Source organism: Mycolicibacterium tokaiense, assembly GCF_010725885.1.
GTDB classification, from domain to species: Bacteria; Actinomycetota; Actinomycetes; order Mycobacteriales; family Mycobacteriaceae; genus Mycobacterium; species Mycobacterium tokaiense.
Window position 1 is genome coordinate 5,491,502 of sequence record NZ_AP022600.1, and the last position, 25,550, is coordinate 5,517,051.

General features: G+C 69.4%; 21 protein-coding genes. 9 read left to right on the forward strand and 12 right to left on the reverse strand.

All coding sequences use genetic code 11. The features are described from left to right. Window position 1: 1 nt before the first annotated feature. Window positions 2-3,580: a cobaltochelatase subunit CobN gene (gene cobN, locus G6N58_RS26510; RefSeq protein ID WP_232068014.1), complete on the reverse strand. Its 3,579-nt coding sequence runs from the start codon at window positions 3,578-3,580 to the stop codon at window positions 2-4. 51 nt (window positions 3,581-3,631) lie between these two features. On the opposite strand from cobN, the gene G6N58_RS26515 reads away from it, so the two are divergent. The 7 genes from G6N58_RS26515 to G6N58_RS26545 all read left to right on the forward strand — a co-directional run bounded on the left by G6N58_RS26515 (window position 3,632) and on the right by G6N58_RS26545 (window position 10,984). Then, window positions 3,632-4,426 carry a helix-turn-helix domain-containing protein gene (locus G6N58_RS26515; RefSeq protein ID WP_147289420.1) on the forward strand — a complete coding sequence of 265 codons (795 nt, stop codon included), beginning with the start codon at window positions 3,632-3,634 and terminating at the stop codon, window positions 4,424-4,426. 10 nt (window positions 4,427-4,436) lie between these two features. Further along, window positions 4,437-4,829: a VOC family protein gene (locus G6N58_RS26520; protein ID WP_115282040.1), complete on the forward strand. Its 393-nt coding sequence runs from the start codon at window positions 4,437-4,439 to the stop codon at window positions 4,827-4,829. A gap of 37 nt (window positions 4,830-4,866) precedes the next feature. Beyond that, window positions 4,867-6,777: an HNH endonuclease signature motif containing protein gene (locus G6N58_RS26525; protein WP_115280851.1), complete on the forward strand. Its 1,911-nt coding sequence runs from the start codon at window positions 4,867-4,869 to the stop codon at window positions 6,775-6,777. A 67-nt stretch (window positions 6,778-6,844) separates the two neighbouring features. Next, window positions 6,845-7,738, forward strand: coding sequence for a TauD/TfdA dioxygenase family protein (locus G6N58_RS26530; RefSeq protein ID WP_172545036.1), 894 nt, complete (start codon window positions 6,845-6,847; stop codon window positions 7,736-7,738). Window positions 7,739-7,751: 13 nt separating this feature from the next. Next, window positions 7,752-8,876, forward strand: coding sequence for a precorrin-3B synthase (gene cobG, locus G6N58_RS26535; RefSeq protein ID WP_172545035.1), 1,125 nt, complete (start codon window positions 7,752-7,754; stop codon window positions 8,874-8,876). Between the two features lie 9 nt (window positions 8,877-8,885). Next, window positions 8,886-9,512, forward strand: a complete 627-nt coding sequence (locus G6N58_RS26540) for a precorrin-8X methylmutase (protein WP_115280848.1) — start codon at window positions 8,886-8,888, stop codon at window positions 9,510-9,512. After that, window positions 9,509-10,984, forward strand: a complete 1,476-nt coding sequence (locus tag G6N58_RS26545; protein ID WP_115280847.1) for a precorrin-2 C(20)-methyltransferase — start codon at window positions 9,509-9,511, stop codon at window positions 10,982-10,984. Before G6N58_RS26540 ends, G6N58_RS26545 begins: the two co-directional genes overlap by 4 nt. Before the next feature lie 3 nt (window positions 10,985-10,987). Here the strand turns inward: G6N58_RS26545 and G6N58_RS26550 are convergent, their stop codons facing one another. Genes G6N58_RS26550 through dprE2 form a run of 5 tightly spaced genes read right to left on the reverse strand, consistent with a single transcriptional unit; the run spans window position 10,988 to window position 14,946 of the window. Next, on the reverse strand, window positions 10,988-11,512 hold the full coding sequence (locus G6N58_RS26550) for a DUF302 domain-containing protein (protein ID WP_115280846.1): 525 nt from the start codon (window positions 11,510-11,512) through the stop codon (window positions 10,988-10,990). Continuing rightward, window positions 11,500-12,252: a cobalt-precorrin-6A reductase gene (locus tag G6N58_RS26555; RefSeq protein ID WP_115280845.1), complete on the reverse strand. Its 753-nt coding sequence runs from the start codon at window positions 12,250-12,252 to the stop codon at window positions 11,500-11,502. Before G6N58_RS26555 ends, G6N58_RS26550 begins: the two co-directional genes overlap by 13 nt. Further along, window positions 12,252-13,007, reverse strand: a complete 756-nt coding sequence (gene cobM / locus G6N58_RS26560) for a precorrin-4 C(11)-methyltransferase (RefSeq protein WP_115280844.1) — start codon at window positions 13,005-13,007, stop codon at window positions 12,252-12,254. The genes G6N58_RS26555 and cobM overlap by 1 nt, the downstream gene beginning before the upstream one ends. Then, window positions 13,004-14,200 carry a precorrin-6y C5,15-methyltransferase (decarboxylating) subunit CbiE gene (gene cbiE, locus G6N58_RS26565; RefSeq protein WP_115282039.1) on the reverse strand — a complete coding sequence of 399 codons (1,197 nt, stop codon included), beginning with the start codon at window positions 14,198-14,200 and terminating at the stop codon, window positions 13,004-13,006. The genes cobM and cbiE overlap by 4 nt, the downstream gene beginning before the upstream one ends. After that, window positions 14,197-14,946, reverse strand: a complete 750-nt coding sequence (gene dprE2, locus G6N58_RS26570) for a decaprenylphospho-beta-D-erythro-pentofuranosid-2-ulose 2-reductase (protein ID WP_115280843.1) — start codon at window positions 14,944-14,946, stop codon at window positions 14,197-14,199. Before dprE2 ends, cbiE begins: the two co-directional genes overlap by 4 nt. 35 nt (window positions 14,947-14,981) lie before the next feature. Between dprE2 and G6N58_RS26575 the strand changes: the two genes are divergently transcribed. Beyond that, the gene (locus G6N58_RS26575; protein ID WP_115280842.1) at window positions 14,982-15,392 is read left to right on the forward strand and encodes a F420-dependent biliverdin reductase; all 411 of its coding nucleotides are present in this window, start codon (window positions 14,982-14,984) and stop codon (window positions 15,390-15,392) included. Here the strand turns inward: G6N58_RS26575 and G6N58_RS26580 are convergent. From G6N58_RS26580 to G6N58_RS26590, 3 genes are read right to left on the reverse strand one after another with little or no spacing between them, the layout of a single operon-like run. Continuing rightward, a complete protein-coding gene (locus G6N58_RS26580; protein WP_115280841.1) occupies window positions 15,389-16,510 on the reverse strand; it encodes a M24 family metallopeptidase in 1,122 nt (373 codons plus the stop codon). The two genes, G6N58_RS26575 and G6N58_RS26580, sit on opposite strands and share 4 nt — an antisense overlap. Beyond that, window positions 16,507-19,350 (reverse strand): MMPL/RND family transporter, encoded by a 2,844-nt coding sequence (locus tag G6N58_RS26585; protein ID WP_115280840.1) that lies wholly within the window; start codon window positions 19,348-19,350, stop codon window positions 16,507-16,509. The genes G6N58_RS26580 and G6N58_RS26585 overlap by 4 nt, the downstream gene beginning before the upstream one ends. Then, entirely contained in the window at window positions 19,350-19,772 is a 423-nt protein-coding gene (locus G6N58_RS26590; RefSeq protein ID WP_115282038.1) for an MmpS family transport accessory protein, read from the reverse strand. The genes G6N58_RS26585 and G6N58_RS26590 overlap by 1 nt, the downstream gene beginning before the upstream one ends. Window positions 19,773-19,915: 143 nt before the next feature. On the opposite strand from G6N58_RS26590, the gene G6N58_RS26595 reads away from it, so the two are divergent. Continuing rightward, window positions 19,916-20,875 (forward strand): 5'-3' exonuclease, encoded by a 960-nt coding sequence (locus G6N58_RS26595; RefSeq protein WP_264038496.1) that lies wholly within the window; start codon window positions 19,916-19,918, stop codon window positions 20,873-20,875. 3 nt (window positions 20,876-20,878) lie between these two features. Here G6N58_RS26595 and G6N58_RS26600 read toward each other — a convergent pair whose 3' ends face one another. From G6N58_RS26600 to tatC, 3 genes are all read right to left on the reverse strand, one after another. After that, entirely contained in the window at window positions 20,879-21,754 is an 876-nt protein-coding gene (locus G6N58_RS26600) for a DUF4333 domain-containing protein (protein WP_115280839.1), read from the reverse strand. Window positions 21,755-21,820: 66 nt separating this feature from the next. Continuing rightward, window positions 21,821-24,574, reverse strand: a complete 2,754-nt coding sequence (locus G6N58_RS26605) for a DEAD/DEAH box helicase (RefSeq protein WP_115280838.1) — start codon at window positions 24,572-24,574, stop codon at window positions 21,821-21,823. Continuing rightward, window positions 24,561-25,475, reverse strand: coding sequence for a twin-arginine translocase subunit TatC (gene tatC / locus G6N58_RS26610; RefSeq protein ID WP_115280837.1), 915 nt, complete (start codon window positions 25,473-25,475; stop codon window positions 24,561-24,563). The genes G6N58_RS26605 and tatC overlap by 14 nt, the downstream gene beginning before the upstream one ends. Window positions 25,476-25,550: the final 75 nt, after the last annotated feature.

A 25,550-nucleotide genomic window follows, 5' to 3' on the forward strand; every position in this document is an offset into this window, starting at 1 on the left:
TCTAGCCTTCCAGCTCGCCCTCGGTCTCCAGGAGTACCTGGCGCAACCCGTCGAGAGTCTGCGGATCCGGTTCGGCCCACATCCCGCGTTCGACGGCTTCGAGCAGCCGCTCGGCCATCCCGTGCAGCGCCCAGGGATTGGACTCGTCCATGAACTTCCGGTTCTCGGGGTCCAGCACGTAGCTCTCGGTGAGCTGCTCGTACATCCAGTCCGACATGACGTGCGCGGTGGCGTCATAGCCGAACAGGTAGTCGACGGTGGCCGCCATCTCGAAGGCACCCTTGTAGCCGTGCCGGCGCATCGCCGACATCCAGCGCGGGTTGACCACCCGGGCGCGGAACACCCGGGTGGTCTCCTCGCTCAGGGTGCGGGTGCGCACCGCGTCGGGTCGGGTGTTGTCGCCGATGTAGGCCGCCGGAGCCGTGCCGGTGAGTGCCCGCACCGTGGCGACCATGCCGCCGTGGTACTGGAAGTAGTCGTCGGAGTCGGCGATGTCGTGCTCACGGGTGTCGGTGTTCTTGGCGGCCACCGCGATCCGCCGGTACGCGCGGTTCATGTCCTCGGTGGCTTCCGCGCCGTCGAGACCCCGGCCGTAGGCGAAACCACCCCAGGCGGTGTACACCTGGGCCAAGTCGTTGTCGTCGCGCCAGTTGCGGCTGTCGATCAGCTGCAGCAGCCCGGCCCCGTAGGTGCCCGGTTTGGAGCCGAAAATGCGTGTGGTGGCGCGCCTCTGGTCACCGTGTTCGTCGAGGTCCGCGGCCGAGTGCGCCCGGATGTAGTTGTCCTCGCCCGGCTCATCGAGCCCGGCGACCAGCTGCACGGCGTCGTCGAGCATGGTGACCACGTGCGGGAACGCGTCGCGGAAGAAGCCGGAGATGCGGACGGTGACGTCGATGCGGGGGCGGCCGAGTTCGTCGAGAGCGATCGGTTCCACGTTGACCACGCGCCGGGAGGCGTCGTCCCAGATGGGGCGGACCCCGAGGAGCGCCAGCACCTCGGCGATGTCGTCGCCGGAGGTGCGCATGGCCGAGGTCCCCCACACCGACAGCCCCACCGACTGCGGCCAGGACCCGTAGTCGGCGCGGTAGCGCTCCAGCAGTGAATCCGCCATCGCCACACCGGTTTCCCAGGCCAGCTTGGACGGGACCGCCTTGGGGTCGACGGAGTAGAAGTTGCGCCCGGTGGGCAGCACGTTGACCAGACCCCGCAGCGGCGACCCGGACGGCCCGGCCGCGATGAAGCGGCCCTCGAGTGCCCGCAGCACCTGGTCGATTTCGTGTGCGGTGCCGGCCAGCCGCGGCACCACCTCGGTGGCCGCGAACCGCAGCACCGTCGCGACCTCGGTGTTGTCGGTGTCGATGGCCGCAGGATCCCAGCCCGCCGCCTGCAGGTCGGCCACGAGCTGCCGCGCCCGGGCCTCGGCCTCGTCGACGCTCACCCGCTGCTCGGAGCCATCTTCCTTCAGGCCCAACGCTTCTCGCAGCCCCGGCACCGACTGCTCGCCGCCGAACAGCTGCCGGGCCCGCAGGATCGCCAGTACCAGGTCGAGTTCGCCGTCGCCGGTGGGCTTGTCGCCGAGGATGTGCAGGCCGTCGCGGATCTGCACGTCCTTGATCTCGCACAGCCAGCCGTCGACGTGCAGCAGCATGTCGTCGAAGACGTCCTCGTCGGGGCGGTCTTCGAGGCCCAGATCATGGTCCATCTTGGCCGCGCGCATCAATGTCCAGATCTGCTGACGGATGGCGGGCAGCTTGCCGGGATCCAGCGCGGAGATGTTGGCGTGCTCGTCGAGAAGCTGTTCCAGTCGGGCGATGTCGCCATAGGTCTCGGCGCGGGCCATTGGCGGGATCAGGTGGTCCACCAGCACCGCGTGTGCCCGCCGTTTGGCCTGGGTGCCCTCCCCCGGGTCGTTGACCAGGAACGGGTAGACCAGCGGCAGGTCACCGAGAGCGGCGTCGGTGCCGCAGCTCGCGGACATGCCGAGGGTTTTGCCGGGCAACCACTCCAGGTTGCCGTGCTTGCCCAGGTGTACCACCGCGTCGGCGTGGAACGAGTTGGAGAAGCTGTTGTCCAGCCAGCGGTAGGCAGCCAGATAGTGATGACTCGGCGGCAGGTCGGGGTCGTGGTAGATGGCCACCGGGTTCTCCCCGAAGCCCCGCGGCGGCTGCACCACGATGACGATGTTGCCGGATTGCATTGCGGCGATGACGATCTCACCGTCCGGATCCTGGCTACGGTCCACGAAGAGGTTGCCCGGCGGCGGGCCCCAGTGCTCGACGATCGCGTCGGCGAAGTCCTGCGGCAGCGTGGCAAACCACCGCCGGTAATCAGCGGCGGACACCCGGATCGGGTTGCCGGCCAACTGTTCTTCGGTCAGCCAGTCCGGGTCCTGCCCGCCGCGTTCGATCAGCGCGTGGATCAGGGCGTCGCCGTCCTGCGCCTCGACCCCCGGGACGTCACCGATCACGTATCCGGCGTCGCGCATGGCCCGCAGCACGGCCACGGCGCTGGCCGGGGTGTCCAGGCCGACGGCGTTGCCGATGCGGGCGTGCTTGGTGGGGTAGGCCGAGAAGACCAGGGCCACCTTCTTCTCGGCGTTCGGAATATGGCGCAGCCGTGCGTGCTTGACCGCCAGGCCCGCCACCCGGGCGCAGCGTTCCGCGTCGGCGACATACGCGATCAGACCTTCGTCGTCGAACTCCTTGAACGAGAACGGCACCGTGATGATGCGGCCGTCGAACTCGGGCACCGCCACCTGGGTGGCGACATCCAGCGGGGACAGGCCGTCGTCGTTGGCGTCCCAGGTGGCGCGCGGGCTGGTCAGGCACAGCCCCTGCAATATCGGAACATCCAGTGCGGCAAGGTGTTCGACATTCCAGGCGTCATCGTCACCGCCGGCACCCACCGTCGCGGGCTTGGCGCCGCCGGCCGCGAGCACCGTCACCACCATGGCGTCGGCGGTCTTCAGCGTCTCGAGCAGTTCCGGGGGCGCGCTGCGCAGCGACGCACAGTACAGCGGCAGCGGCCGGGCGCCGGCGGCGTTGATGGCATCACACAACGCCGCGATGTAGGAAGTGTTGCCCGCCAGATGCTGCGCGCGGTAGTAGAGCACCGCGATGGTGGGCCCGTCGTTCACGCTGTCCGGGCGCTCGAGGCGACCCCATTCCGGGACACTGACCGGCGGGTTGAAGCCGAAACCGGTCATCAGCACGGTGTCGGCCAGGAACGCGTAGAGGTTCGCCAGGTTCTCGGTGCCGCCCTGGGCCAGGTAGGCGTGGGTTTGCAGCGCAATGCCCGCGGGCACCGTGGAGCGCTCCATCAGGTCGGCGTCGGGCGCCTGCTCTCCGCTGATCACCACGGTCGGCACGCCGCTGGCCAGCACGGTGTCGATGCCGTCCTGCCAGGCCCGGTAGCCGCCCAGGATGCGCACGATCACCAGATCCACCCCGTCGAGCAGCTCCGGCAGGTCCGCCTCGGGCACGCGGGAGGGGTTGGCCCAGCGGAACCCGGCGCCACTGGCCCGCGCGGTGATCAGGTCGGTGTCGGACGTCGAGAGCAGCAGCACAGTCGGTTCTGGCACAAACCATTGGTACAGCACGCACAGCGGCCGTCGCGACCTACGGTGGTCTATGTGGGCACCACGTTCGTGACCGGCACCCCGCACTCGTCACTGCGGGGTGTGGTGCTGCGGTACGAGGGGTTCACCGATCGCAGCGGACGACCTATGACGTTCCGGGAGCTGCCCTGCAGTTATGTCCCGATCATCATCGATCTGGCCACCGGCTGGACGGTGACCCATGTCGACCGTCCCGCAGTGCGGCTGGGCTCGTTCATCGCCGGCGTCACCGACTCCCCGGTGCTGGTCCACCACGGCGGCAGTGCGGATTGCCTACAGGTGGATCTGACCCCGCTGGGAGCCCGGCGGCTGTTCGGGATCCCGATGCACGAGCTGGCCAACCAGACGGTGTCGATCGAGGACGTACTGGGTGTTTCCGGTGGCCGTCTGGTGCAGCAGGTGGGTGAGGCCGCGGACTGGCCGGAGCGTTTCGGGCTGGTGGACGCAGCGCTGCAGGCCCGGCTGGCGGACTCCGACGACGTGGATCCGGCGGTGTCGTGGTCGCTGGAGCGCATCACGTCGGCCCGGATCGGTGATCTGGCGGCCGAGTTGGGGTGGAGCCATCGCCGCCTGATCACCCGCTATCGCGAGGCGGTGGGGCTGCCGCCGAAGACGGTGGCCCGCATCGTCCGGTTCGAAGCGCTGACGGCCCGCCTAGGTGCGGGGCCGGTGGACTGGGCCGTCCTGGCCGCTGACTGCGGGTTCTTCGACCAGGCGCACCTCGCCCGCGAGGTGCGCAGCCTGACCGGGCAGACGCCCACCGAGCTGCTGGTCAATTTTGTACAAGACGCGCCTGTGAGCTCGGCCTAGCGTGGCCGGCATGGAACTCAACGGCGCTGTCCCGATCGTCCCCTACGTCGACCCGCGTGCGGCCATCAGTTGGCTGGAGAAGGCGTTCGACGCCACGCCCACTCTGGTGGTACCGCCGGAGCCCGATCAACCCCTGGCGCACGCAGAGGTCGCGGTGGGCACCGGAGTGGTCATGATCGACGACGCCGAGCGCACCGACAGTCCGTTCGCCCTGCCCGGGCCGGTGGTGCTGTACGTGGTGGTCGACGATCCAGATCTCCTGCACGCCCGCGCCGAGGCCGCCGGAGCCGAGATCATCATGCCGCTGACCGATCAGGACTACGGCTCGCGTGAGTTCGCCGCCCGCGATCCGCACGGCAACGTCTGGAGCTTCGGGACGTATCGGCCCAGTTCAGCGGGGTGATCGCATCTTGTCGGTGGGTGGTGGCACAATCGAATGTATGTTCGATACGCTTCCGGATCCGGCGACCTACGGGGAGTTGACCCCCAAGGAGCTGGTCTCTGCCATCCGGGAGTACCACCAGGCTGAGGCGCAGATGACGGCCCGCAAACTGGCCTGCATCGCCCACCTGGTGGCCCTGCGCGAAGCCGAAGCCGCCGACGAGGAGAAGCTGTGGGTCTATGACCCCTGGGCCGGCGCCCGAGATGAAGTTGCCGCCGCCCTGGCGTTGAGCCCGCGGCGGGCCTCCGGGCAGCTGCGCCTGGCCGAAGCCCTCGCCGTGCGGCTCCCGAAGGTCGCCGCCCTCTTGGATGCCGGGGTGATCAACGCCCGCGTCGCCGCCAGCATCGTCTACCGCACCGCCCTGGTCACCCCCGCCGCCCAACCCGTCATCGACGCCGAAATCGCCGCCCGCGCCGGCAGCTACACCACCGCATCCGATACCGACGTCGAACTGGCCGTCGACGCCATCATCGACGAACACGACCCCGACGCCGTACGCCGCTACCGCGACGCCACCCACGACCTCGACGTGCAGTTCGGTAAACCCGACGACGTCACCGGCACCGCCTCGGTGTTCGGGCGGATCCTGGCCACCGACGCCGAGGTGGCTGCCCGGGTGTTGAATGCCATGGCCGACACCGTCTGCCGCGACGACCCCCGCAGCCGAGGGGAACTTCGCCACGCCGGATTCGGGGCAGTGTTCCGCGGCCACGACCGCCTGGTGTGCCAATGCGGGCGCCCCGACTGTGTTGCCGCGTCGATCCCATCGAAGGTGACGTCGATCGTGGTGCACATCCTCGCCGAAGCCGGCACCCTCGATGCCGCCCTGGCCGAAGTCGCCGCCGCCCAACACTTCCACCGCAACAGCGACCCGGCCGCACCGACGGTCGACCTCGACGCCATCGCCCGCGACGTCGACGCCGCCGCAGCTGCCCGCCCAGCCGAGCCCGTAACACGGTGGCCCTGGGACAGCCCCACCAACGGCGACGGCAACGGCAACGGCGACAGCCACGACACCCCGCCGCCACCCGAGACGGGATACGACGTCTACCTCACCCCACCTGTCGACAACAGCGATGACGGGGACAACGACGGCGAGGCTCCCCCGTGGGCCGCACCCGGACCCGGCACACCACCACCCCCGCCACCGGATCACCCCGACACCGGCACCGCCGCCACCCCCACCACCGACGATCGTGCGGATTCACCCGCCCCGGACATCCACGGCGAGGCATCAGACTCAGCTACCCCTGACACCCCCAACAGCGAAGCCCCTGCCGCTCAAACCTGCCCACCGGCAGTCAGCACCGGCGGCCACATCATCCCCACCCTGCTGCTCGCCGAACTCATCCGCACCGGCGCCACCATCCAACCCCTACCCCCACCCGCAGCGGACCCCGAACCGCACTACCAGTTCTCCGACCAACTACGCCGCTTCATCACACTGCGCGACCTACGCTGCAGCTTCCCCGGCTGCACCCGCACCGCCGAAAAACTCGACATCGACCACACCATCGCCCACGCCGACCACGGCCACACCCACCCCTCCAACGGCAAACTCCTCTGCCGCGAACACCACCTCGCCAAAACCTTCCCCACCACCGCCGGACAGTGGACCGACGAACAACTCCCCAACGGCGACATCTACTGGACCGCCCCCACCGGCCACTCCTACCTCACCGAACCCCGCAGCAGAACCCTGCTCCCCCACGCCAACCTCACCACCAGCACCACGCCCTTCATCCACCCCAACACACGACGCCGCACCACCACACCCACCACCCCCATGCCCACCCGACAACGCACCCGCGCCAATGACCGCGCCCAACGCATCACCACCGAACGCGAACACAACGCACTACTCCGCGCCCTCGATACCGGCCCACCTACGCGGTCGCCGTTCCGATGACCGGGTAATTGGAATCTGCGGTAGCCAAACGCTGTCCAACGTCAGGGCAACTGGGCAGCATCGGCGCATGTCTCTGCACATAACAAAACTCGGCGCCCACATCGGCGCGCAGATCGATGGCGTCACCCTCTCCGGCGAGCTGGACAGCGCGACCGCAGCGCAGATCAATGCGGCGCTGCTGGAGCACAAGGTGATCTTCTTCCGCGACCAGCACCACCTCGACGACCACAGCCAGTTGGCGTTCGCGCAGCTGCTCGGCACGCCGACCATCGCGCACCCCACCGTCACCTCGCGGGGCCACCAAGTGCTGCCGATCGATTCGCGCTACGACAAGGCCAACAGCTGGCACACCGACGTGACGTTCGTGGACCGCATCCCCAAGGCGTCGCTGCTGCGGGCGGTCACCCTGCCGGAGTACGGCGGCACCACCACCTGGGCCAACACGGAAACCGCCTACAACCAGCTGCCGGAGCCGCTCCAGGCGCTGGCCGACACACTGTGGGCGGTACACACCAACATCTACGACTACGTGGACGCGGCCGCCTCGGACACCACCCGCAAGTACCGCGACGAGTTCGAATCCGCCTACTTCGAGACCGAACACCCGGTGGTGCGCGTACATCCGGAGACCGGTCGCCGGGTGCTGGTGCTCGGGCATTTCGTCAAACGGTTCGTCGGCCTGGCGCCGGCGGAGTCGCGGGCGCTGTTCGACCTGTTCCAGGCCCGGATCACCAGGCTGGAGAACACGGTGCGGTGGAACTGGCGCCTCGGCGACCTCGCGATCTGGGACAACCGTGCCACTCAGCACTATGCCGTGTCCGACTACGACGACCAGTACCGCCGGCTCAACCGCATCACGTTGTCGGGGGACGTGCCGGTCGACATCCACGGACAGTCCAGCCGCGTCATCGCCGGGGACGCCTCGCACTACTCGCCGATCCTGCAGGCGGTCCCGGCCTGAGTACGGTGGACGGGTGGTCCGCGAACGTGACCAGGACGCCTGTCCCGGCGCCCTGCAGGTCCACCAGGCTGCCGACGGTGCCCTGGTGCGGGTCCGCCTGCCCGGCGGCCTGCTGCGCGCCGACCAGCTGGAGGCCCTCGCGCACACCGCGGCCGAACACGGCTCGGGGACGCTGGAGCTGACTTCACGCGGGTCCGTCCAGCTGCGCGGCATCACCGACCCGGCGGCGGTGGCCGATGCCATAGCCGGTGCCGGTCTGCTGCCCTCGCCCACCCATGAGCGGGCGCGCAACATCGTCTCCTCCCCGCTGTCGGGCCGCGTCGGCGGCATGGTCGACGTCCGCGACTGGATCTCCGAACTCGACGCCGCCGTGTGCGCCGATCCGGTACTGGCCGGGCTGCCCGGACGGTTCTGGTTCGGCCTCGACGACGGCCGCGGCGACGTCTCCGGCCTGCGGGCCGACGTCGGGGTCCACGCTGTGGATTCCGACACGGTGGCGCTGCTGTTCGCCGGGGTCGACACCGGGGTGCGGCTGGACCTCGACGACGTGATCGCGACACTACTTGCGGTGGCACGCCGCTTCGTGGCGGTACGTGACAAGAACTGGCGCATCACCGAATTGGACGATCCCCGTGTGCTGCTGGGCGATCTGGCACCCAGCGCCGAACCGGGCCGCAGCTGGCCGCCGAGCACCCGCGGTCCCATCGGGTGGCTCCCGCAAGACGACGGGCGCATCGCGTTGGGCGCCGGAGTACAACTCGGGGTGCTGCCGTCGCGCACCGCGGAATACCTGGCCGCCATCGGTGCCCCGATCGTGGTCACGCCATGGCGGTCGGTGCTGGTGTGTGACCTCTCCGAGGAGATCGCCGACGTCTCCCTGCGCGTGTTGGCACCGCAGGGGCTGATCTTCGACGAGAACTCGCCGTGGCTGGACATCAGCGCCTGTGTGGGTAGCCCGGGCTGCGAGAAATCGGCCGCCGATGTCCGCGCCGACGCGGCCGCGGCCGCCGAAACCGGCGAACACCTGCACCAACACCGGCACTTCGTGGGCTGCGACCGGGCCTGCGGGAGCCCGCAGACCGGCGAGGTTCTCGTGGCGACCGGAGACGGATACCGGACGCGAAACGCGCACGCTTAGGGTGATCGGGTGCTCGACTACATCCGCGATGCCGCCGAGATCTACCGGCAGTCGTTCGCGACCATCCGCGCCGAGGCGGATCTGGACCGGTTCCCCACCGATGTGTCCCGGGTCGTGGTTCGACTGATCCACACCTGCGGACAGGTCGACGTGGCCGACCACGTGGCCTACACCGACGACGTGGTGACACGAGCGCACCGGGCGCTGGCAGCAGGCGCTCCCATTCTGTGCGACTCGTCCATGGTCGCGGCCGGCATCACTGCCGCACGGTTGCCCGCCGCCAACGAGGTGGTGTCGCTGGTGGCCGACCCCCGGGCCCCGGAAGTTGCTGCGCGCACCGGCAATACCCGCTCGGCGGCCGGCGTCGAACTGTGGGCCGACCGCCTCGACGGCGCCGTGGTCGCTATCGGCAACGCGCCGACGGCGTTGTTTCGCCTACTGGAACTCGTTGACGACGGCGTCCCGCCGCCGGCTGCGGTGCTGGGCGGTCCGGTGGGATTCGTCGGCTCCGCGCAGTCCAAGCAGGAGTTGATCGACCGTCCGCGGGGCATGGCGTACCTCATGGTGACGGGTCGGCGCGGGGGCAGTGCCATGGCGGCGGCGGCGGTCAATGCGATTGCGAGTGAGCGCGAATGACGGGCAGGCTCTACGGGGTGGGGCTGGGCCCCGGTGATCCGGAACTGGTGACCGTCAAGGCCGCCCGGGTCATCGGTGCAGCCGACGTGGTGGCGTATCACTCGGCGCGCCACGGCCGCAGCATCGCCCGCGGGATCGCGCAGCAGTACCTGCGGGCCGGGCAGCTCGAGGAACACCTGGTGTACCCGGTGACCACCGAGGTGGCCGATCACCCAGGCGGTTACAGCGGCGCCATGGAGGACTTCTACCGCGAGTCGGCCGAGCGCATCGCCGCGCACCTGGAAGCCGGGCGCGATGTCGCCCTGCTGGCCGAAGGCGACCCGTTGTTCTACAGCTCGTACATGCACATGCACACGCGGCTGACCCAGCGGTTCGGCGCGGTGATCATCCCGGGTGTGACGTCGGTGAGTGCGGCGTCTGCGGCGATCGGCACCCCGCTGGTGCAGGGCGAGGAAGTGCTGTCGATCCTGCCGGGCACCTTGCCCGTCGATGAGTTGACCCGGCGGCTCGCCGACGCCGACGCAGCCGTGGTGATGAAGCTGGGGCGGACGTATCCCCGTGTGCTGGAAGCACTGTCGGCCGCGGGCCGGTTACAGGACACGTTCTACGTGGAGCGCGCGAGCACCGACGGGCAGCGGGTGCTGCCCGCCGAGGACGTCGACGGGTCGACGGTGCCGTACTTCTCGCTGGTGATGATGCCGGGCGGACACGCTCCTGCCGCGCAGAACGGTACCGTCGCCGTGGTGGGCCTGGGCCCGGGTGATATCCAGTGGATGACCCCGCAGAGTCGCCGCGAGCTGGCCGCGGCCACCGACCTGATCGGTTACGGCCCGTACCTGGACCGGATCCCCGCCAGCGCCGGCCAGGTTCGTCACCCCAGCGACAACACGGATGAGGCCGCCCGCGCCCGCCTGGCCTGCACGCTGGCCGAGCAGGGGCGCGCGGTCGCGGTGGTGTCCTCGGGCGATCCCGGGGTGTTCGCGATGGCCACTGCGGTGCTGGAGGAGGCCAAGCAGTGGCCGGGTGTCCCGGTGCGGGTCATTCCCGCGATGACCGCTGCGCAGGCCGTCGCCAGCCGGATCGGCGCGCCGCTGGGCCACGACTACGCGGTGATCTCGCTCTCGGACCGGCTCAAGCCGTGGGACATCATCGAGACGCGGTTGCGTGCGGCGGCGGCCGCCGATCTGGTGCTGGCGATCTACAACCCGGCGTCGAAGACCCGCCGGTGGCAGGTCGGCGCGATGCGAGACCTGCTGCTCGAACACCGGGAACCGGGCACGCCGGTGGTGCTGGGCCGCGATGTCGGCGGCCCCACCGAGGCGGTGACCGTGGTGCGCCTCGACGAGCTGGATCCCGAGGTGGTCGACATGCGCACCATGGTGATCGTCGGCTCGTCGCAGACGCAGTGGTACACCGATTCCGCCGGCGCCGACCGGGTGTTCACCCCGCGCAACTATCCCCAGGAGAGCTGACGCTCACGGGCCGGCGAAGCCTGCGGCGGCGTCCACGCCGATGGCCTGCAGCAGCGTCACCACCTTGGCATCGAGCCCCAGCCCGACCTCGGTGACGGCCGGCTGCCCCAGGCTGGCGAAGGCATCACCGGGTCGGTCCATGCTCCACACGGCGTTGCCGTCGTCGTCGCTGAACACCAGCAACCGCAGCGGCGCGTAGAGCATCGCGCGGGGGTCATGGCGGAACATCGTCTCGGCGATCACGTGATTGCCCAGCAGGTACTCGACGGCCTTGGTCCGGTGACCGGCGATCGCGAAGATCGGGGCGGTGTCGATGCGGGCGTAGATCATCAACTGCAGAGGCGCCATGGCGGTCACCGCGGCCTCGACGTCGGCCCAGCTGCCGCCGCTGTCGGCGATGTGCTGGAACGGTTCCGGATCGAAGCGCGGAGCCACCGCCTCGAAGGCGGTCAGGAAGTCGTCGTACGGGATGCCGGTGGCGATGTCGACCCGGGTCATGGCATGCGTGGTGGTTGTCACTGTGCCCATCGGGCACCTCCTTCGGTCTGACTGGCCCTGACCCAGCGCTCGGCGTCGTCCACCGACGACACGCACCTCACGCCGGAGGGCAGGGCCGGGCGGTCGATCATGACCACCGCGACACCCAGTTCCGCCGCGGCGTCCAGCTTCGGGCGGGTCATCGCGCCGCCGCTGTTCTTGGTCACCAGCACGTCGATGTGATGCTCGCGCAGCAGTGCCACCTCACCGTCGCGGTCGTACGGCCCGCGCGAGAGCAGCAGCTCATGTCGCGGCGGCAGGGTCGCGGTGTCGGGGGCGGTGACCGCCCGGATCAGGAACCAGGCCTCGCTGCCGCGAAACGCTGCGGTGCCGGAGCGCCCCGTGGTCAGGAACACCTGCCGGTAACCCCGACGCGCCACCTCCTCGGCGGCGGCCTGATCCGAGGGCACCACCGTGGCCGATCCGGGGGACCAGGCGGGCCGGGCCAGCACCAGGTGCGCGAGGCCGAGTTCGCGGCAGACCGCTGCGGCGGTGGCGGTGATGGTGGCCGCGTAGGGATGGGTGGCGTCGACCACCGCATCGATGTTGTTGTCCTGCAACCACTGTCGCAGCCCCAATGCCCCGCCGAATCCCCCGATGCGCACCGGCCCGGCCGGCAGCGCAGGGTGGGGCACCCGCCCGGCCAGGGAGCTGACGATCGCGAAGTCCGAATGGAGCCGGGCGGCCAGGGCCCGCGCTTCCGACGTCCCACCCAGCAGCAGCAGCACCATCAGTGCCTGCTCCCCCGCCGCCGGTTGGCGGAGTACAGGTAACTGTCGGTGAATCCTGCTGCTGCCAGGACGTTTCCGACGACGATCACGGCAGTGCGGGTGACTCCCGCGGCGCGCATCTGGTCGGCGATGTCGGCCAGGGTGCCGCGAAGGATGACCTCGGTGGGCCAGGAGGCAAACGCGACCACCGCGGTGGGAGTGTCCGGCGCACAGCCCCCGGCGACCAGATCGGTGACCACCGTGTCGATCTGCGCTGCCGCCAGGTGCAGCACCAGCGTGCCGCCCACGGCCGCCAGCGTCTGCAGATCCTCGCCCGGTGGCATCGCCGTCGAGAGCGTGGCGACCCGGCTCAGCGTCACGGTCTGCGCCACCCCCGGCACGGTGAGCTCCCGTTTCAGCGCCGCGGCGGCAGCCGCGAAAGCCGGTACCCCGGGCACGATCTCGTAGCCCACCCCGGCCTCATCGAGGCGGCGGCACTGTTCGGCCAGTGCACTGTAGATCGCCGGGTCACCGGAGTGCAGCCGCGCCACATCGAGACCCTGCGCATCGGCGGCCACCAGTTCGGCGATGATCTGCTCGAGGTTCAGCGGCCCGGTGTCGATCACCCGCGCGTCCGGCGGGCACAGCGCCAGCAGATCGTCGGGCATGATCGAGCCGGCATACAGACAGACCGGGGCGTTCTGCAGGATTCGTTGTCCTCGCACCGTGATCAGGTCGGCGGCACCGGGGCCGGCACCGATGAAGTAGACGGTCACGGCTTCTCCACGATCCACTGGGTGATGGGCATGGCGGGGCGCCACCCGGTGAACCTGCCCAGCGGTTCCCCGCCGTAGTGCTGGAAGCGGGCCAGCCGGCCGCCGAACAGGCCGTGGAACTTCACCAGTGCGGCCTCGGATTCCGCTGTCACCGCGTTGGCGACCAGCCGACCACCGGGTTTCAGATAGCTGTAGCACTCGCCGAGCAGTTCCGACGTTTCGCCGCCGACGAAGATGGCATCCGGATGCGTTGAAGCCTGCTCGAAGGATCCCGGTGCTGCCCCGTGGATCTCGATGTCGACGCCGTGGCGGATACCGTTGTCGGTGATGCGTTGCCGGCGCACGTCATCGCGCTCGAAGGCCACCGCCCGGCAGCCGGGCCCGCTGCGGCACCATTCGATCGCGACGCTGCCGGAGCCCGCACCGACGTCCCACAGCAGTTCGCCCGGTCGCGGGGCCAGTGCAGCCAGGGTGACGGCGCGGATGCTCTGCTTGGTGATCTGACCGTCGTGCTCGAAATCGCTGTCGGGCAGCGCCTGCAGGCGCCGGTCGTCGGGCAGATACCGCACGGCCACCACATTGAGGTCGTCGACCTCGTCGGGAGACCCACCGGCCCACAGGCGGGCGGTGGTGCTGCGCAGGCGCTCGGCGGGACCGCCGAGTTGCTCGAGGACGCTGAACTCCGAGTCGCCCCGGCCCGTTGCGACCAACAGGGCAGCGAGCTCGGCGGGATCAGTTCCGTTGCGCGCCAAGATGATCGCCTGACCACCGCGGCGCACCGCCGTGTGCAAGGGTCTGGTCATCAAACTGATCACCTCGGTGTCCTGCACCGACCAACCCAACCGGGCGCAGGCCAGCGTCACTGACGACACGTGCGGATACACCGTCACGCGGTCGGCGCCGAAGATCCGCACGCAGGTGGCGCCGATGCCGTGCAGCATCGGGTCGCCGCTGGCCACAATGTGCACGTCGCCGCGGCTGTGGTCACGGATGTCCTGCAGCGCACCGAGCAGCGGCGAGGGCCACACCTGTCGCTGCGCCGTCACCGTGTCGTCCAGCAGATCCAGCTGGCGCTGCGAACCGTGGACGACGGTGGCGGCCTGCAGTTCACGACGTGCCGGTTCACCGAGACCGGCCATGCCGTCGGCACCGATGCCGACCACGATGACCCTGGGAACAACCACTCGGCTCATCGGGGCATCCGCCGCCACAGCGCCTGCGGCAGTAGCCGCATCACGAAGGCCAGCAGAGCCAACGACCCCGGCACCCACACCGTCCGCTTGTCGGTCGCCAGCGCGCGGGCGGTCGCCTCGGCCACCTGCGCGGGAGTGCTGGACAGCGGTGCCGGGTCCATACCGGCGGTCATCCGGCCGATCACGAAACCGGGCCGCACGATCAGCAGGTGTACGCCGCTGCCGTGCAGGGCGTCGGCCAGGCCACTGGCGAAGCCGTCCAGGCCGGCCTTGGCCGAACCGTAGACGTAGTTCGCCCGGCGCACCCGGTTGCCGGCGATGGAGGAGAACACCACGATGCGCCCGCGTCCCGCGGCGCGCATCCGGTCGGCCAGCCGGGTCAACAGGCTGACCTGCGCCACGTAGTCGGTGTGCACCACGGCCACCGCGTGCTCGGCGTCGACCTCGGCGCGGGCCTGGTCACCCAGGATGCCGAAGGCCAGCACCGCGATGCCGATGGGGCCGTGCTCGACGGCGATCTCGTCGAGCAGGGCGCCATGGCCGGCCAGGTCGTCGGCGTCGAAGGCCTTGACGTGGACGGCGGTGGCCCCGGCGGCCCGCAGAGCGGAAACCTGCTGGTCCAGTCCGTCGTCTCCCCGAGTGGTGAGCACCACCTCACGGCCCGGCGCCAAGCGCACCGCGAGCTCGCCGCCGATCTCACTGCGCCCGCCGAAAATCACGACCGCGCCCGTTCCCGTGTCCTCCACGGCAGTGATTATCTCCTGCGCTAGCGTGAGACCCGATGGCGACAACCACCCGGCTCACCAATGACGCCCTGGCGTTCCTCACCGAACGCCATCTGGCGATGCTGACCACCCTGCGGGCCGACGGTTCCCCGCACGTCGTCGCGGTCGGCTTCACCTTCGACCCGAAAACCCACATCGCCCGGGTGATCACCAGCGGCGGCACCCAGAAGGCCGTCAACGCCGAGCGCGGCGAGGTGGCCGTGCTCAGCCAGGTCGACGGCGCCCGTTGGCTGTCGCTGGAGGGCCGGGCCAGTGTGCACACCGACACCGACTCCGTCCGCGACGCCGAGTTGCGCTACGCCCAGCGTTACCGGACCCCGCGGCCGAATCCGCGCCGGGTCGTCATCGAAGTGCACATCGAGCGGGTGCTGGGCAGCTCCTCACTGCTGGACCGGTCCGGCTCCTAGATCGGCACCACGACAAGCTCGTGCGGGCGGGTGTTCACCGGTTCCACCCCGTCGGCGGTGACGATCACGATGTCCTCGATGCGGGCACCCCACTGGCCCGGGAAGTAGATTCCCGGCTCCACGCTGAAGGCCATGCCCGGCACCAGCGGCAGGTCGTTGCCCGCCACGATGTAGGGCTCCTCGTGCACGGACAGACCGATGCCGTGGCCGGTGCGGTGCACGAAGTACTCCCCCAGCCCGGCCTCGACCAGGACGTCGCGGGCGGCGGCGTCGATCTGTTCGGCGGTCACCCCGGGCCGCACCGCGGCGACGGCGGCCCGCTGCGCCTGCTGCAGAAGCGAATACTGCTGCGCCACTTGCGCGCTGGGTTCACCGAGGCTGTAGGTGCGGGTGGAGTCGGAGTTGTACCCCGGTTCGTAGGGCCCGCCGATGTCGACGACGACGATGTCCCCGGCCTGCAGTTCCCGCGTCGACACCTCGTGGTGCGGGTCGGCGCCGTGCGGGCCGGAGCCGACGATGATGAAGGCCGCCGCGGAGTGTCCTTCGGCGAGAATGGCTTTCTCGATGTCGGCGGCCACATCGGCTTCGGTGCGGCCGGGCACCAGGAACTCCGGCACCCGGGCGTGCACCCGGTCGATGGCCGCGCCGGCCTTGCGCAGCGCGTCGATCTCACTGGGGTCCTTGATCATCCGCAGGGTGCGCAGCACGCCGGTGGCCAGTACGGGGATCGCACCGAACTCCCTCGCCAGCGGGATCAGATGCAGCGCGGGCATGGCGTCGGTGACGGCGACGTCCAGGGGTGCAGCGCCCAGCGCGTCGAGCACCAGGGCGTAGGGGTCCTGTCCGTCCACCCAGTCGCGGACCTCGATCCCCAGCTCGGGGACCGCGGACTCTTTGAGTGCAGCCAACTCCAGGCGAGGCACCACCACCGTCGGTGCACCTGATGCCGGGATCACCAGCGCGGTCAGCCGCTCGAAGGTCTCGGCCCGGGAACCCACCAGATACCGCAGGTCGTAGCCGGGAGTGATCACCAGGCCGGCCAGCCCAGCGTCACCCGCAGCCGCTGCGGCCGCCTGGAGTCGGTGAGCGTAGACCGTCGAATCGAAGCGCGAACTCATGCCGTAAGGCTAGTCGCCCTCTGCCGGGCCGGCCGCGTCGGCGGGTTCAGCGGCCACCAGAACCAGCGGCCCAACAGCGCGGCGATCGACGGCACCATGAACGACCGCACGATCAGCGTGTCGAACAGCAGCCCGATGCCGATCATGGTGCCCATCTGCCCGATGGTGCGCAGGTCGCTGACCACCAGCGAGGCCATGGTGAAGGAGAACACCACACCCGCGATGGTCACCACGCTGCCGGTTCCGCCCATGGCGCGGATGATGCCGGTCTTGATACCGCCGGGCAGTTCCTCCTTGAACCGGGCCACCATCATCAGGTTGTAGTCGGCGCCGACGGCCAGTAGCACGATCACCGCCATGGGGACCACCATCCAGTGCAGCGGCAGCCCGATGATGTACTGCCACAACAACACCGACAGCCCGAACGAGGCGCCCAGCGACGTCAGCACCGTCCCCACGATCACCATGGCCGCGATCAGGCTCCTGGTCACCAGCAGCATGACGGCGAAGATCAGGCACACCGAGGCGATGGCGGCGATCAACAGGTCATACCGTGACCCTTCCGCCAGGTCCTTGTAGGTGGCCGCCATTCCGCCAAGCGATACCCGGGCATCTTCCAGCGGGGTGCCCTTGATGGCCTCGATGGCCGCAACCTGGATGGGCTCCACCCGGGAAATGCCCTCCGAGGTGGCCGGATCACCGCGGTGGGAGATGATCATCCGCACCGACGTGCCGTCCGGAGAGACGAAAAGGTCCATGGCCCTGCGGAAGTCCTCGTTCTCGAAAACCTCCGGCGGCAGGTAGAACGAGTCGTCGTTCTTCGCGGCGTCGAAGGCCCGGCCCATCTCGGTGGCACCTTCGCCGGCCTCGTCCATGGCCGAATACATCCCGTACATGGTCGAGTGCATGGTCAGCATCATCTGCTGCATGTTCTGCATCGTGGCGATCATGGCCGGAAACTGGGCCAGCATCTCGGGGAACAGCGCGTTCATGTCCTCGAAGCCGGAGATCATCCGGTCCATCTGATCGGTGATGATGCTGATGCCGTCCAGACCGTCGAACACCCCGCGCAGCGACCAGCACAGCGGGATGTTGAAACACTTGGGTTCCCAATAGAAATAGTTGCGGATGGGCCGGAAGAAGTCGTCGAAGTTGGCCATCGAATCCCGCAGGGTCTTCGCTGTCTCCTGCAGGTCGCCGACGTCGGTCAGCATGTCGTCGGTGATGCCCGACATCCGCGTCATGATGTTCTGCATGTTCTGCATGATCGTGATGGTGTTGCCCAGATCCTCGGCCTGACGCTTCATGTCGTCGAGCCGGTCGAACATGAACTCCATGTTCTGAGCCATGCCCACACCCTGCATGCTGATCATGAACGGGATCGAGGTGTTCTCGATCGGAGTGCCCTGCGGCCGGGTGGGCGCCTGCACCCGGGAGATGCCCTCGACCCGGAACACGGCCTTGGCCACCTTGTCGAGCACCAGGAAGTCCGCCGAGTTGCGTAGGTCGTGGTCGGCCTCGATCAGCAGCACGTCGGGGTTCATCCGGGCCGCCGAGAAGTGCTCGTCGGCGGCGAGATAACCCTGGTTGGACGGGATGTCCTGCGGGATGAACTGCCGGTCGTCGTAGCTGGGCTGGTAGAACGGCAACGCCGCCAGCCCCACCAGCGCAACAGCCAGGGAGGCCAGCAGGATCGGCAGCGGCCAGCGCACCACCGAGGTACCGATCCGCCGCCAGAACCGGATCCGCATGGCGCGCTTGGGTTCCAGCAAGCCGAACCGGCTGGCCACGGTGATCACCGCCGGACCCAGCGTCAGCGCCACCACAACGGCCACCAGCATGCCGACCGCACACGGGACCCCGAGGCTCTGGAAGTACGGCATACGGGTCAGGCTCAGACAGAACGCCGCGCCGGCAATGGTCAGGGCGGAACCGAGGATGACGTGCGCGGTGCCGCGGAACATCTCGTAGTAGGCCGCTTCGGGATCGACCCCCGCCGCCCTGGCCTCCTGGTAGCGGCCCAGCAGGAACACCACGTAGTCGGTGCCTGCGGCGATGGCCATGGCCACCACCAGGTTCACCGCGAAGGTCGACAGCCCGATCACCTGGAAGTGGCCCAGCCCGCCGACCACCGCGCTGGCTGCGCCCAGCTGGATGCCGACCACCACGAGGCCGATCACCACCGTGACGATGGACCGGTAGAAGAACAGCAGCAGCACGATGATGACGGAGAAGGTCACCACGGTGATCAACACGACGGTGCGTTCCCCGGCCAGTTGCAGATCGGCCTGCAGCGCAGCCGGTCCGGTGACGTAGACCGTCACGCCGTCGGGCGCAGGCGCCGCGGCCACGGCGTCGCGCACGGCCTGTACCGACTCGTTGGCCAGCGTCTCGCCCATGTTGCCGGCCAGGAACAGCTGCACATAGGCGGCCCGGCCGTCGGTGCTCTGCGCGCCGGATTCGGTCAGCGGATCACCCCAGAAATCCTGGACGTTCTGGACGTGGTCCGGGTCGGCGCGCAACCGCTCGATCAACTCGTCGTAGTACGCGTGGGCCTCGTCGCCCAGCGGTTCCACGCCTTCGAGCACCACCAGCGCAATGCTGTCGGAGTTGGACTCTCCGAACACCTCGCCCATCTGTTGCATGGCCTGCAGAGACGGGGCGTCGGCGGGGTTCAGCGGCACAGAGTTGGCAGCGGCCACCTCTTCCAGCGGCGGGATGAACAACCCGGCCACCGCCACCATCGCCACCCAGAAGAGGATGATCGGCACCGCGAGGCGACGGATCCAGCGCGCCGGGCCCGAGGGCTGGGCGTCGACGGCGGCGTGCGGGCGCCTCATCAGGTGGACTTCGCCATGCAGTAGACGTACGCGCTCACGGCGCTGGAACTCCGTTCGTCTCGGACGGCGCCGTCAGAGGAGATGCGGCAGCCGAGGAAGTCGGAGTTGCCCTGCGCGACGAGGTTGGCCGCCATGGACGGTGCCGTGGTGCTCACCTCCACCGACCACGGCAGCGCCGCTCCGTCGACCTGGACGGGCTCGCCACTGGGATCGAGGTAGTTGATGTCGGCTGTGGCGCCCGGATTTCCGAACACCTCGTAGACCACCCGTTTGGGGTCCGAGTTGCCGGTGGCGTCCACCATGCTCCCTGCGTAGGTCGGCAACTGCTGCGAGCCGAAGATCCCGCGGACGCGTGAGACGGTGAACCCGCCGAGGGCGAGAACCAGTACCAGCGCCAGCGGAAGCCACACGCGTTTGAGCACGGTGACGATCGCAGTCCCTTTCTCACGCACTCCGCCGCTAGGCCGGTCAAGTGAAGCAAGGCTAACCTATCGAAGCGCCGGAGTGGGCGGTCTACTACCCAAAGCCGTAGATGAGCCGATGATCACGCTGGCAGGATGAGCGTGTGGCTGACACTCCCGCTCCGGTCCTGCTGCTCGACGGGGCCAGCATGTGGTTCCGGTCCTTCTTCGGCGTGCCCTCCTCGATCAAGGCGCCCGACGGCAGGCAGGTCAACGCGGTGCGCGGATTCCTCGACGCGATCGCCACCCTGGTGACCCAGCACCGGCCCGGCCGCCTGGTGGTCTGCCTCGACCTGGACTGGCGCCCGCAGTGGCGGGTGGATCTGATCCCGTCGTACAAGGCGCACCGGGTGGAACAGGAAAGCCCCGCCGGCACACCGGATGTCGAGGAAGTGCCCGACGAATTGAGTCCCCAGGTCGAGATGATCATGGAGTTGCTGGACGCGTTCGGGATCGCCTGCGCCGGCGCGCCCGGATTCGAGGCCGACGACGTGCTGGGCACCCTGGCCGCGCGTGAGCGCCGCGACCCGGTGGTGGTGGTCAGCGGTGACCGTGACCTGCTGCAGGTGGTGACCGATGAACCGGTGCCGGTGCGGGTGCTCTACCTGGGGCAGGGGCTGGCCAAAGCAATGCTGTGGGGGCCGACGGAGGTCGCCGCGAAGTACGCGCTGCCCGCCGACCGGGCCGGTGCGGCGTATGCGGAGCTGGCGGTGCTGCGCGGTGATCCGTCCGACGGCCTACCCGGCGTGCCGGGCATCGGCGAGAAGACCGCGGCCACGCTGCTGGCGCAGCATCACTCCCTGGACGGCATCCTGTCGGCGGCACAGGACCCGAAATCGTCTGTGCCCAAGGGTGTTCGAACCAAACTGAAGGTAGCCGCGGACTACCTGGAGGTAGCGGGGACCGTGGTGCGGGTGGCCACCGACGCACCCGTCACCTTCTCCACCGACGGTGATGCGTTACCACTGGCGGCCGCCCAGCCCCAGAAGGTGGCCGAGTTGGCGCAGCGGTACGGGGTGAGCTCGTCGATCGGGCGCCTGCAGGCCGCCCTCGACAAGCTCTGAAAACTAGCGGGGCCGGCCGACTTCGTAGGTGCCGCTGTCGTCCTGGAACGTCACGGTCACCTGGCGCTTGGTACCGTCGATGCTCACCTCGCAGTCGAAGGTGTCGCCCTTGCGCACGGTCGGGCTCTCGCCGCCGTTGCAGGTGACATCCTCGACGTTGGTGGCGCCGTAGCCGTTGGCCTCGTCGGTCAGGATCTGCTGCACACCTTCCTGGGCGCGGTTGACGTCCAGCTTGGTGGTGACGAAGAAGCCCGGCTTCCAGAATCCGAGCACCAGGACCACGACGACGATGATGGCGCCGAGCACCCCGAGGATGGTGCCGAGTGCGGCCATCGACCGCTTGGAGCCGCCGTCTTCACCCTGTGGCGGCTGACCGTAGGGGTACTGGCCGGGCTGGCCGTACTGCTGGCCGGGCTGCCCGTACTGCGGCTGACCGTACTGGCCGGGCTGCTGCTGACCGGGGTAGCCGTACTGCGGCTGCTGGCCGGGCTGCGGGTACTGGCCGGGCTGGCCGTACTGCGGGTAGGCACCCTGCTGCGGGTAGGCCTGGGTGGGCGTGGGCTGACCGTACTGCTGGGGGGGCGGGTACTGCTGCGGGTTGTACCCCGAGGTCTGACCGCCGGCCGGTGCCTGGTACGGCGAATACTGCTGCTGCGGAGCGGGATACGCAGGCTGCTGCCAGGTGGGCGCCTGCTGGGTGGGCTGCGCGGAGTGCTCGCCGCTGGGCGGCTGCCATGCCGGCTGCTGGCCGGGCGTCTCGCCCTGCGGAGCCTGCCACGCATCCCCTGTGGGTTGGTCGGACGACCCGCTGGAGGGCTGATCCTGACCTTGCCGCCCCTGCCAGGGCTGGGTCGGATCGGTTCCCTGAGGTCCGGTCATCGTCTCTCCTCCGTACTAGCTCGCGGCGCCCGGTTGACCGGCATCAACCGTAGCGCTGGCAACACCCTACCCGCCATCAACAGCGACGACGCCGCGCCGCACGTCCTCGATGGCGCGTTTCGCCGCAGTCCGCAGCGCGGGCTCGCGGGCGGCGTTGCGGACCTGGTCGAGAAGGTCGAGAACCTGGCGGCACCACCGCACGAAATCTCCCGCCGACAGCGTGGTGCCGGCGCCGGCCTCGTCGGACACCGCCAGCGCCGCAGCCAGGTCACCCGAGGTGGCCCACCGGTAGATGGTGTTGACGAATCCCTCGTCAGGTTCCCGGGTGGGTGCGATGCGGTGCCGGTTCTCGTCGGCGCGCAGCTGTCCGGACAACCGGCGTGTCTGCGCCAGTGCGCGCCGCACGGCGGCACTGGACACCTCGTAGGCCCGGGTGGTCGGTCCGTCGCTGCCGCGCGTTTCGAACACCACCGCCGAGAGCACGGCGGCCAGTTCGGCCGGGCCCAGCCCGTCCCAGGCACCGGTGCGCAGGCATTCGGCCACCAACAGGTCACTCTCGCTGTAGATCCGGGCGAGCAGCCTGCCGTCCTCGGTGACCTGCAGATCATCCGCTTCGCCCACCTCGGTGATGAAGCCGCGCTCGGTCAGCAGGCCGACGATGCGGTCGAAGGTGCGGGCCAGGGAGTTGGTGGCGGCACCGATCTTCTTCTCCAGAGCGGCGTTGTCGCGTTCCACCCGCAGGAAGCGCTCGGCCACCCGTGCCTGGGCCTCGCGATCGGCGGATGTGTGGGCGGGATGTTCGCGCATCTGCTGGCGCAGCCGGTGCAGTTCGGGGTCGACGTCCGGGTCCTCCCCGGCCCCGCCCCGCCCGCGTCGGCCTCCCGGGATCACCAGTCCGGCGGCCGCCGACCGCAGCGCCGAGGCCAGGTCGCGACGCACCCGCGGCTGGCGGTGCTCCACCCGCTTGGGCAGCGTCATGGTGCCCAGCGCCGACGCGGCACCGGCGTAGTCGGCCGACGAGATCCGCCCGGCCCACCGGTGTTCGGTGAGGACCAGCGGGCGGGGTTCGAGGCTCTCGCGATCGGGTTCGAGCACCACCGCCAGACCGCCGTGGCGCCCGCCGAGGGTGATGATGTCGCCGCGCTGCAGCCCCGCCAGGGCGTCGTTGACGGCCCGGCGCCGCTGCAGCCGTGACGACCGCGCCTGTGCGCGTTCGCGCTCGGAGATCTGCCCGCGTAACCGCGCATAGTCCAGCATCGGGGCGTCCCGCCCGCCGAGTTCGGCAGCGATGTCGTCGAGCATGCGCTCACCGCGCTCGACCCCACGCACCAGGCCGACCACCGAACGGTCCGCCTGGTACTGCGCAAACGACTGCTCCAGCAGCCGGCGCGCCTGCTCGGGACCCATCTGCTGCACCAGGTTGATGGTCATGTTGTAGGACGGGGCGAACGAGCTGCGCAGGGGGAAGGTGCGGGTGGAGGCCAGGCCGGCCACCTCGGCCGGCTCCACCTCCGGGGTCCAGATCACCACCGCGTGGCCTTCGACGTCGATGCCCCGGCGCCCGGCGCGGCCGGTGAGCTGCGTGTACTCCCCCGGCGTCAACGGCGCATGCTGCTCACCGTTGAACTTCACCAGCTTCTCCAGCACCACGGTGCGGGCCGGCATGTTGATGCCCAACGCCAGCGTCTCGGTGGCGAACACAGCCTTGACCAGGCCGGCGGTGAAGAGCTCCTCGACGGTGTGGCGGAAGATGGGCAGCATCCCGGCGTGGTGGGCGGCCAGCCCGCGCAGCAGCCCCTCACGCCACTCGTAGTAGTCCAGCACCGCCAGGTCGGCGTCGGGCAATTCGCCGCAGCGCCGGTCGACGATCTCGGCGATGCGGGCCCGCTCGGCGTCGGTGGTCAGCTTCAGCGACGAACGCAGGCACTGCTTGACCGCGGCATCACAGCCGGCCCGGGAGAAGACGAAGGTGATGGCGGGCAGCAGCCCTTCCCGGTCCAGCGTGGTGATCACGTCCGGACGGCTGGGCGGGCGGTAGAAACCGGGCCGCCCCCGGTCGCGGTCGCGGCTGCGGCCCCGCCCCCGTGGCTGCCAGTCGGTGAGCCGTTCGGCTTCGCGGCGATGCGCGATGTGGCGCACCAGCTCGGGATCGACCAGCACTTTCTGCCGTTCACCGGGGCGGTGCCGGTCCAGGTCGAAGAGGTCGAAGAGTCGCTTGCCCACCAGCATGTGCTGCCACAGCGGCACCGGCCGGTGCTCGTCGACGATCACCGTGGTGTCGCCGCGCACGGTCTGGATCCACCCGCCGAACTCCTCGGCGTTGCTCACCGTCGCCGACAGGCTGACCAGCCGCACCTCGTCGGGCAGGTGCAGGATCACCTCTTCCCAGACGGCGCCGCGCATCCGGTCGGCCAGGAAGTGCACCTCGTCCATCACGACGTAGGCCAGCCCCTGCAGCGCCGACGAGCCGGCGTAGAGCATGTTGCGCAGCACCTCGGTGGTCATCACCACGATGGGCGCGCCGGCGTTGATGGACACATCGCCGGTCAGCAGCCCGATGCGCTCAGGGCCGTACCGACGGACCAGATCGGTGTGCTTCTGATTGCTCAGCGCCTTGATGGGCGTGGTGTAGAAGCACTTGCGGCCCGCAGCCAGGGCCAGGTGCACGGCGAACTCACCGACCACCGTCTTGCCGGCTCCGGTGGGTGCGCACACCAGCACGCCGTGCCCGTTTTCCAGCGCCTCGCAGGCCCGCCGCTGGAAACCGTCGAGCGGGAACGGCAGCTCTGCGGCGAACCTGTCCAGCTCAGGTGATGTCATCGTGGACAGGCACCGGCGTAGGTGCCTCGATCGGTGACGCCTCATCGTCGGAGAGCTCTTCGCGCGCTTCCCGCTTGGCCTTGCGCCTGTCGTGCAGACGGGCGACCTGGATGGCGAACTCCATCAGGACCGTCAGCGACGCGCCCAGCGCCAGCATCGAGAACGGATCCGAACCCGGAGTGGCGAACGCGGCGAAAGTGAACACTCCCATGATCAGCCCACGCCGCCAGGACTTGAGCTTCTCGTAGGGCAGCACGCCCACCAGGTTGAGCATGATGATCAGCAGCGGGAACTCGAAGCCCACGCCGAACACCAGCAGCAGGTTGATCAGGAAGCTGAAGTACTGGTCACCGGACAGTGCGGTCACCTGCACGTCGCTGCCGACGGTCAACAGGAAGGCCAGGGCTTTCGACAGCACCAGGTAGGCCAGCAGCGCACCGCCGATGAACAGCGTCGCGGCGGCGACCACAAAGGCGGCGGCAAAGCGGCGCTCCTTGGCGTACAGGCCCGGGGTGATGAAACCCCAGAACTGGTAGAACCAGACCGGGCAGGCCAGCACCACCCCGGCCAGCAGGGCCACCTTCAACCGCAGCATGAACTGGTCGAACGGTGCCGTGGCCAGCAGGCGGCAGCCGCCGTCGGGGGTGATCTCGGCCCGCGCGGAGGCGGGCAGCGCACAGTAGGGTCCACGCAGCCATTCGCCCAGGCTGTCCATACCGAAGATGCCGTGGCTGTACCACCAGAATCCGAAGATGGTGGTGACCACGATGGCGGCCGCGGAGATCAGCATCCGGGTGCGTAGCTCACGGATGTGATCCACCAGCGACATGGTGCCGTCGGGGTTCGCCTTGGCGCGCCGCTGCCGCGGATCGAGCCGTTTGAACACGCCGGGGGTTCTCACAGGATCAGGCTTCTCGGGTCGTCATGACACCGTCAGCCAGCCGCACCCGCAGGTGGGCTGGCTGGTGTCCGCAGT

Coding starts and splice junctions, on each gene's coding strand:
- G6N58_RS26520 (WP_115282040.1), top strand. CDS start 4,437: ATGGAACTCAACGGCGCTGTCCCGATCGTCCCCTACGTCGACCCGCGT.
- G6N58_RS26525 (WP_115280851.1), top strand. CDS start 4,867: ATGTTCGATACGCTTCCGGATCCGGCGACCTACGGGGAGTTGACCCCC.
- G6N58_RS26530 (WP_172545036.1), top strand. CDS start 6,845: ATGTCTCTGCACATAACAAAACTCGGCGCCCACATCGGCGCGCAGATC.
- G6N58_RS26545 (WP_115280847.1), top strand. CDS start 9,509: ATGACGGGCAGGCTCTACGGGGTGGGGCTGGGCCCCGGTGATCCGGAA.
- G6N58_RS26550 (WP_115280846.1), bottom strand. CDS start 11,512: ATGGGCACAGTGACAACCACCACGCATGCCATGACCCGGGTCGACATC.
- G6N58_RS26555 (WP_115280845.1), bottom strand. CDS start 12,252: ATGGTGCTGCTGCTGCTGGGTGGGACGTCGGAAGCGCGGGCCCTGGCC.
- cbiE (WP_115282039.1), bottom strand. CDS start 14,200: ATGAGCCGAGTGGTTGTTCCCAGGGTCATCGTGGTCGGCATCGGTGCC.
- G6N58_RS26575 (WP_115280842.1), top strand. CDS start 14,982: ATGGCGACAACCACCCGGCTCACCAATGACGCCCTGGCGTTCCTCACC.
- G6N58_RS26580 (WP_115280841.1), bottom strand. CDS start 16,510: ATGAGTTCGCGCTTCGATTCGACGGTCTACGCTCACCGACTCCAGGCG.
- G6N58_RS26585 (WP_115280840.1), bottom strand. CDS start 19,350: ATGAGGCGCCCGCACGCCGCCGTCGACGCCCAGCCCTCGGGCCCGGCG.
- G6N58_RS26600 (WP_115280839.1), bottom strand. CDS start 21,754: ATGACCGGACCTCAGGGAACCGATCCGACCCAGCCCTGGCAGGGGCGG.
- G6N58_RS26605 (WP_115280838.1), bottom strand. CDS start 24,574: ATGACATCACCTGAGCTGGACAGGTTCGCCGCAGAGCTGCCGTTCCCG.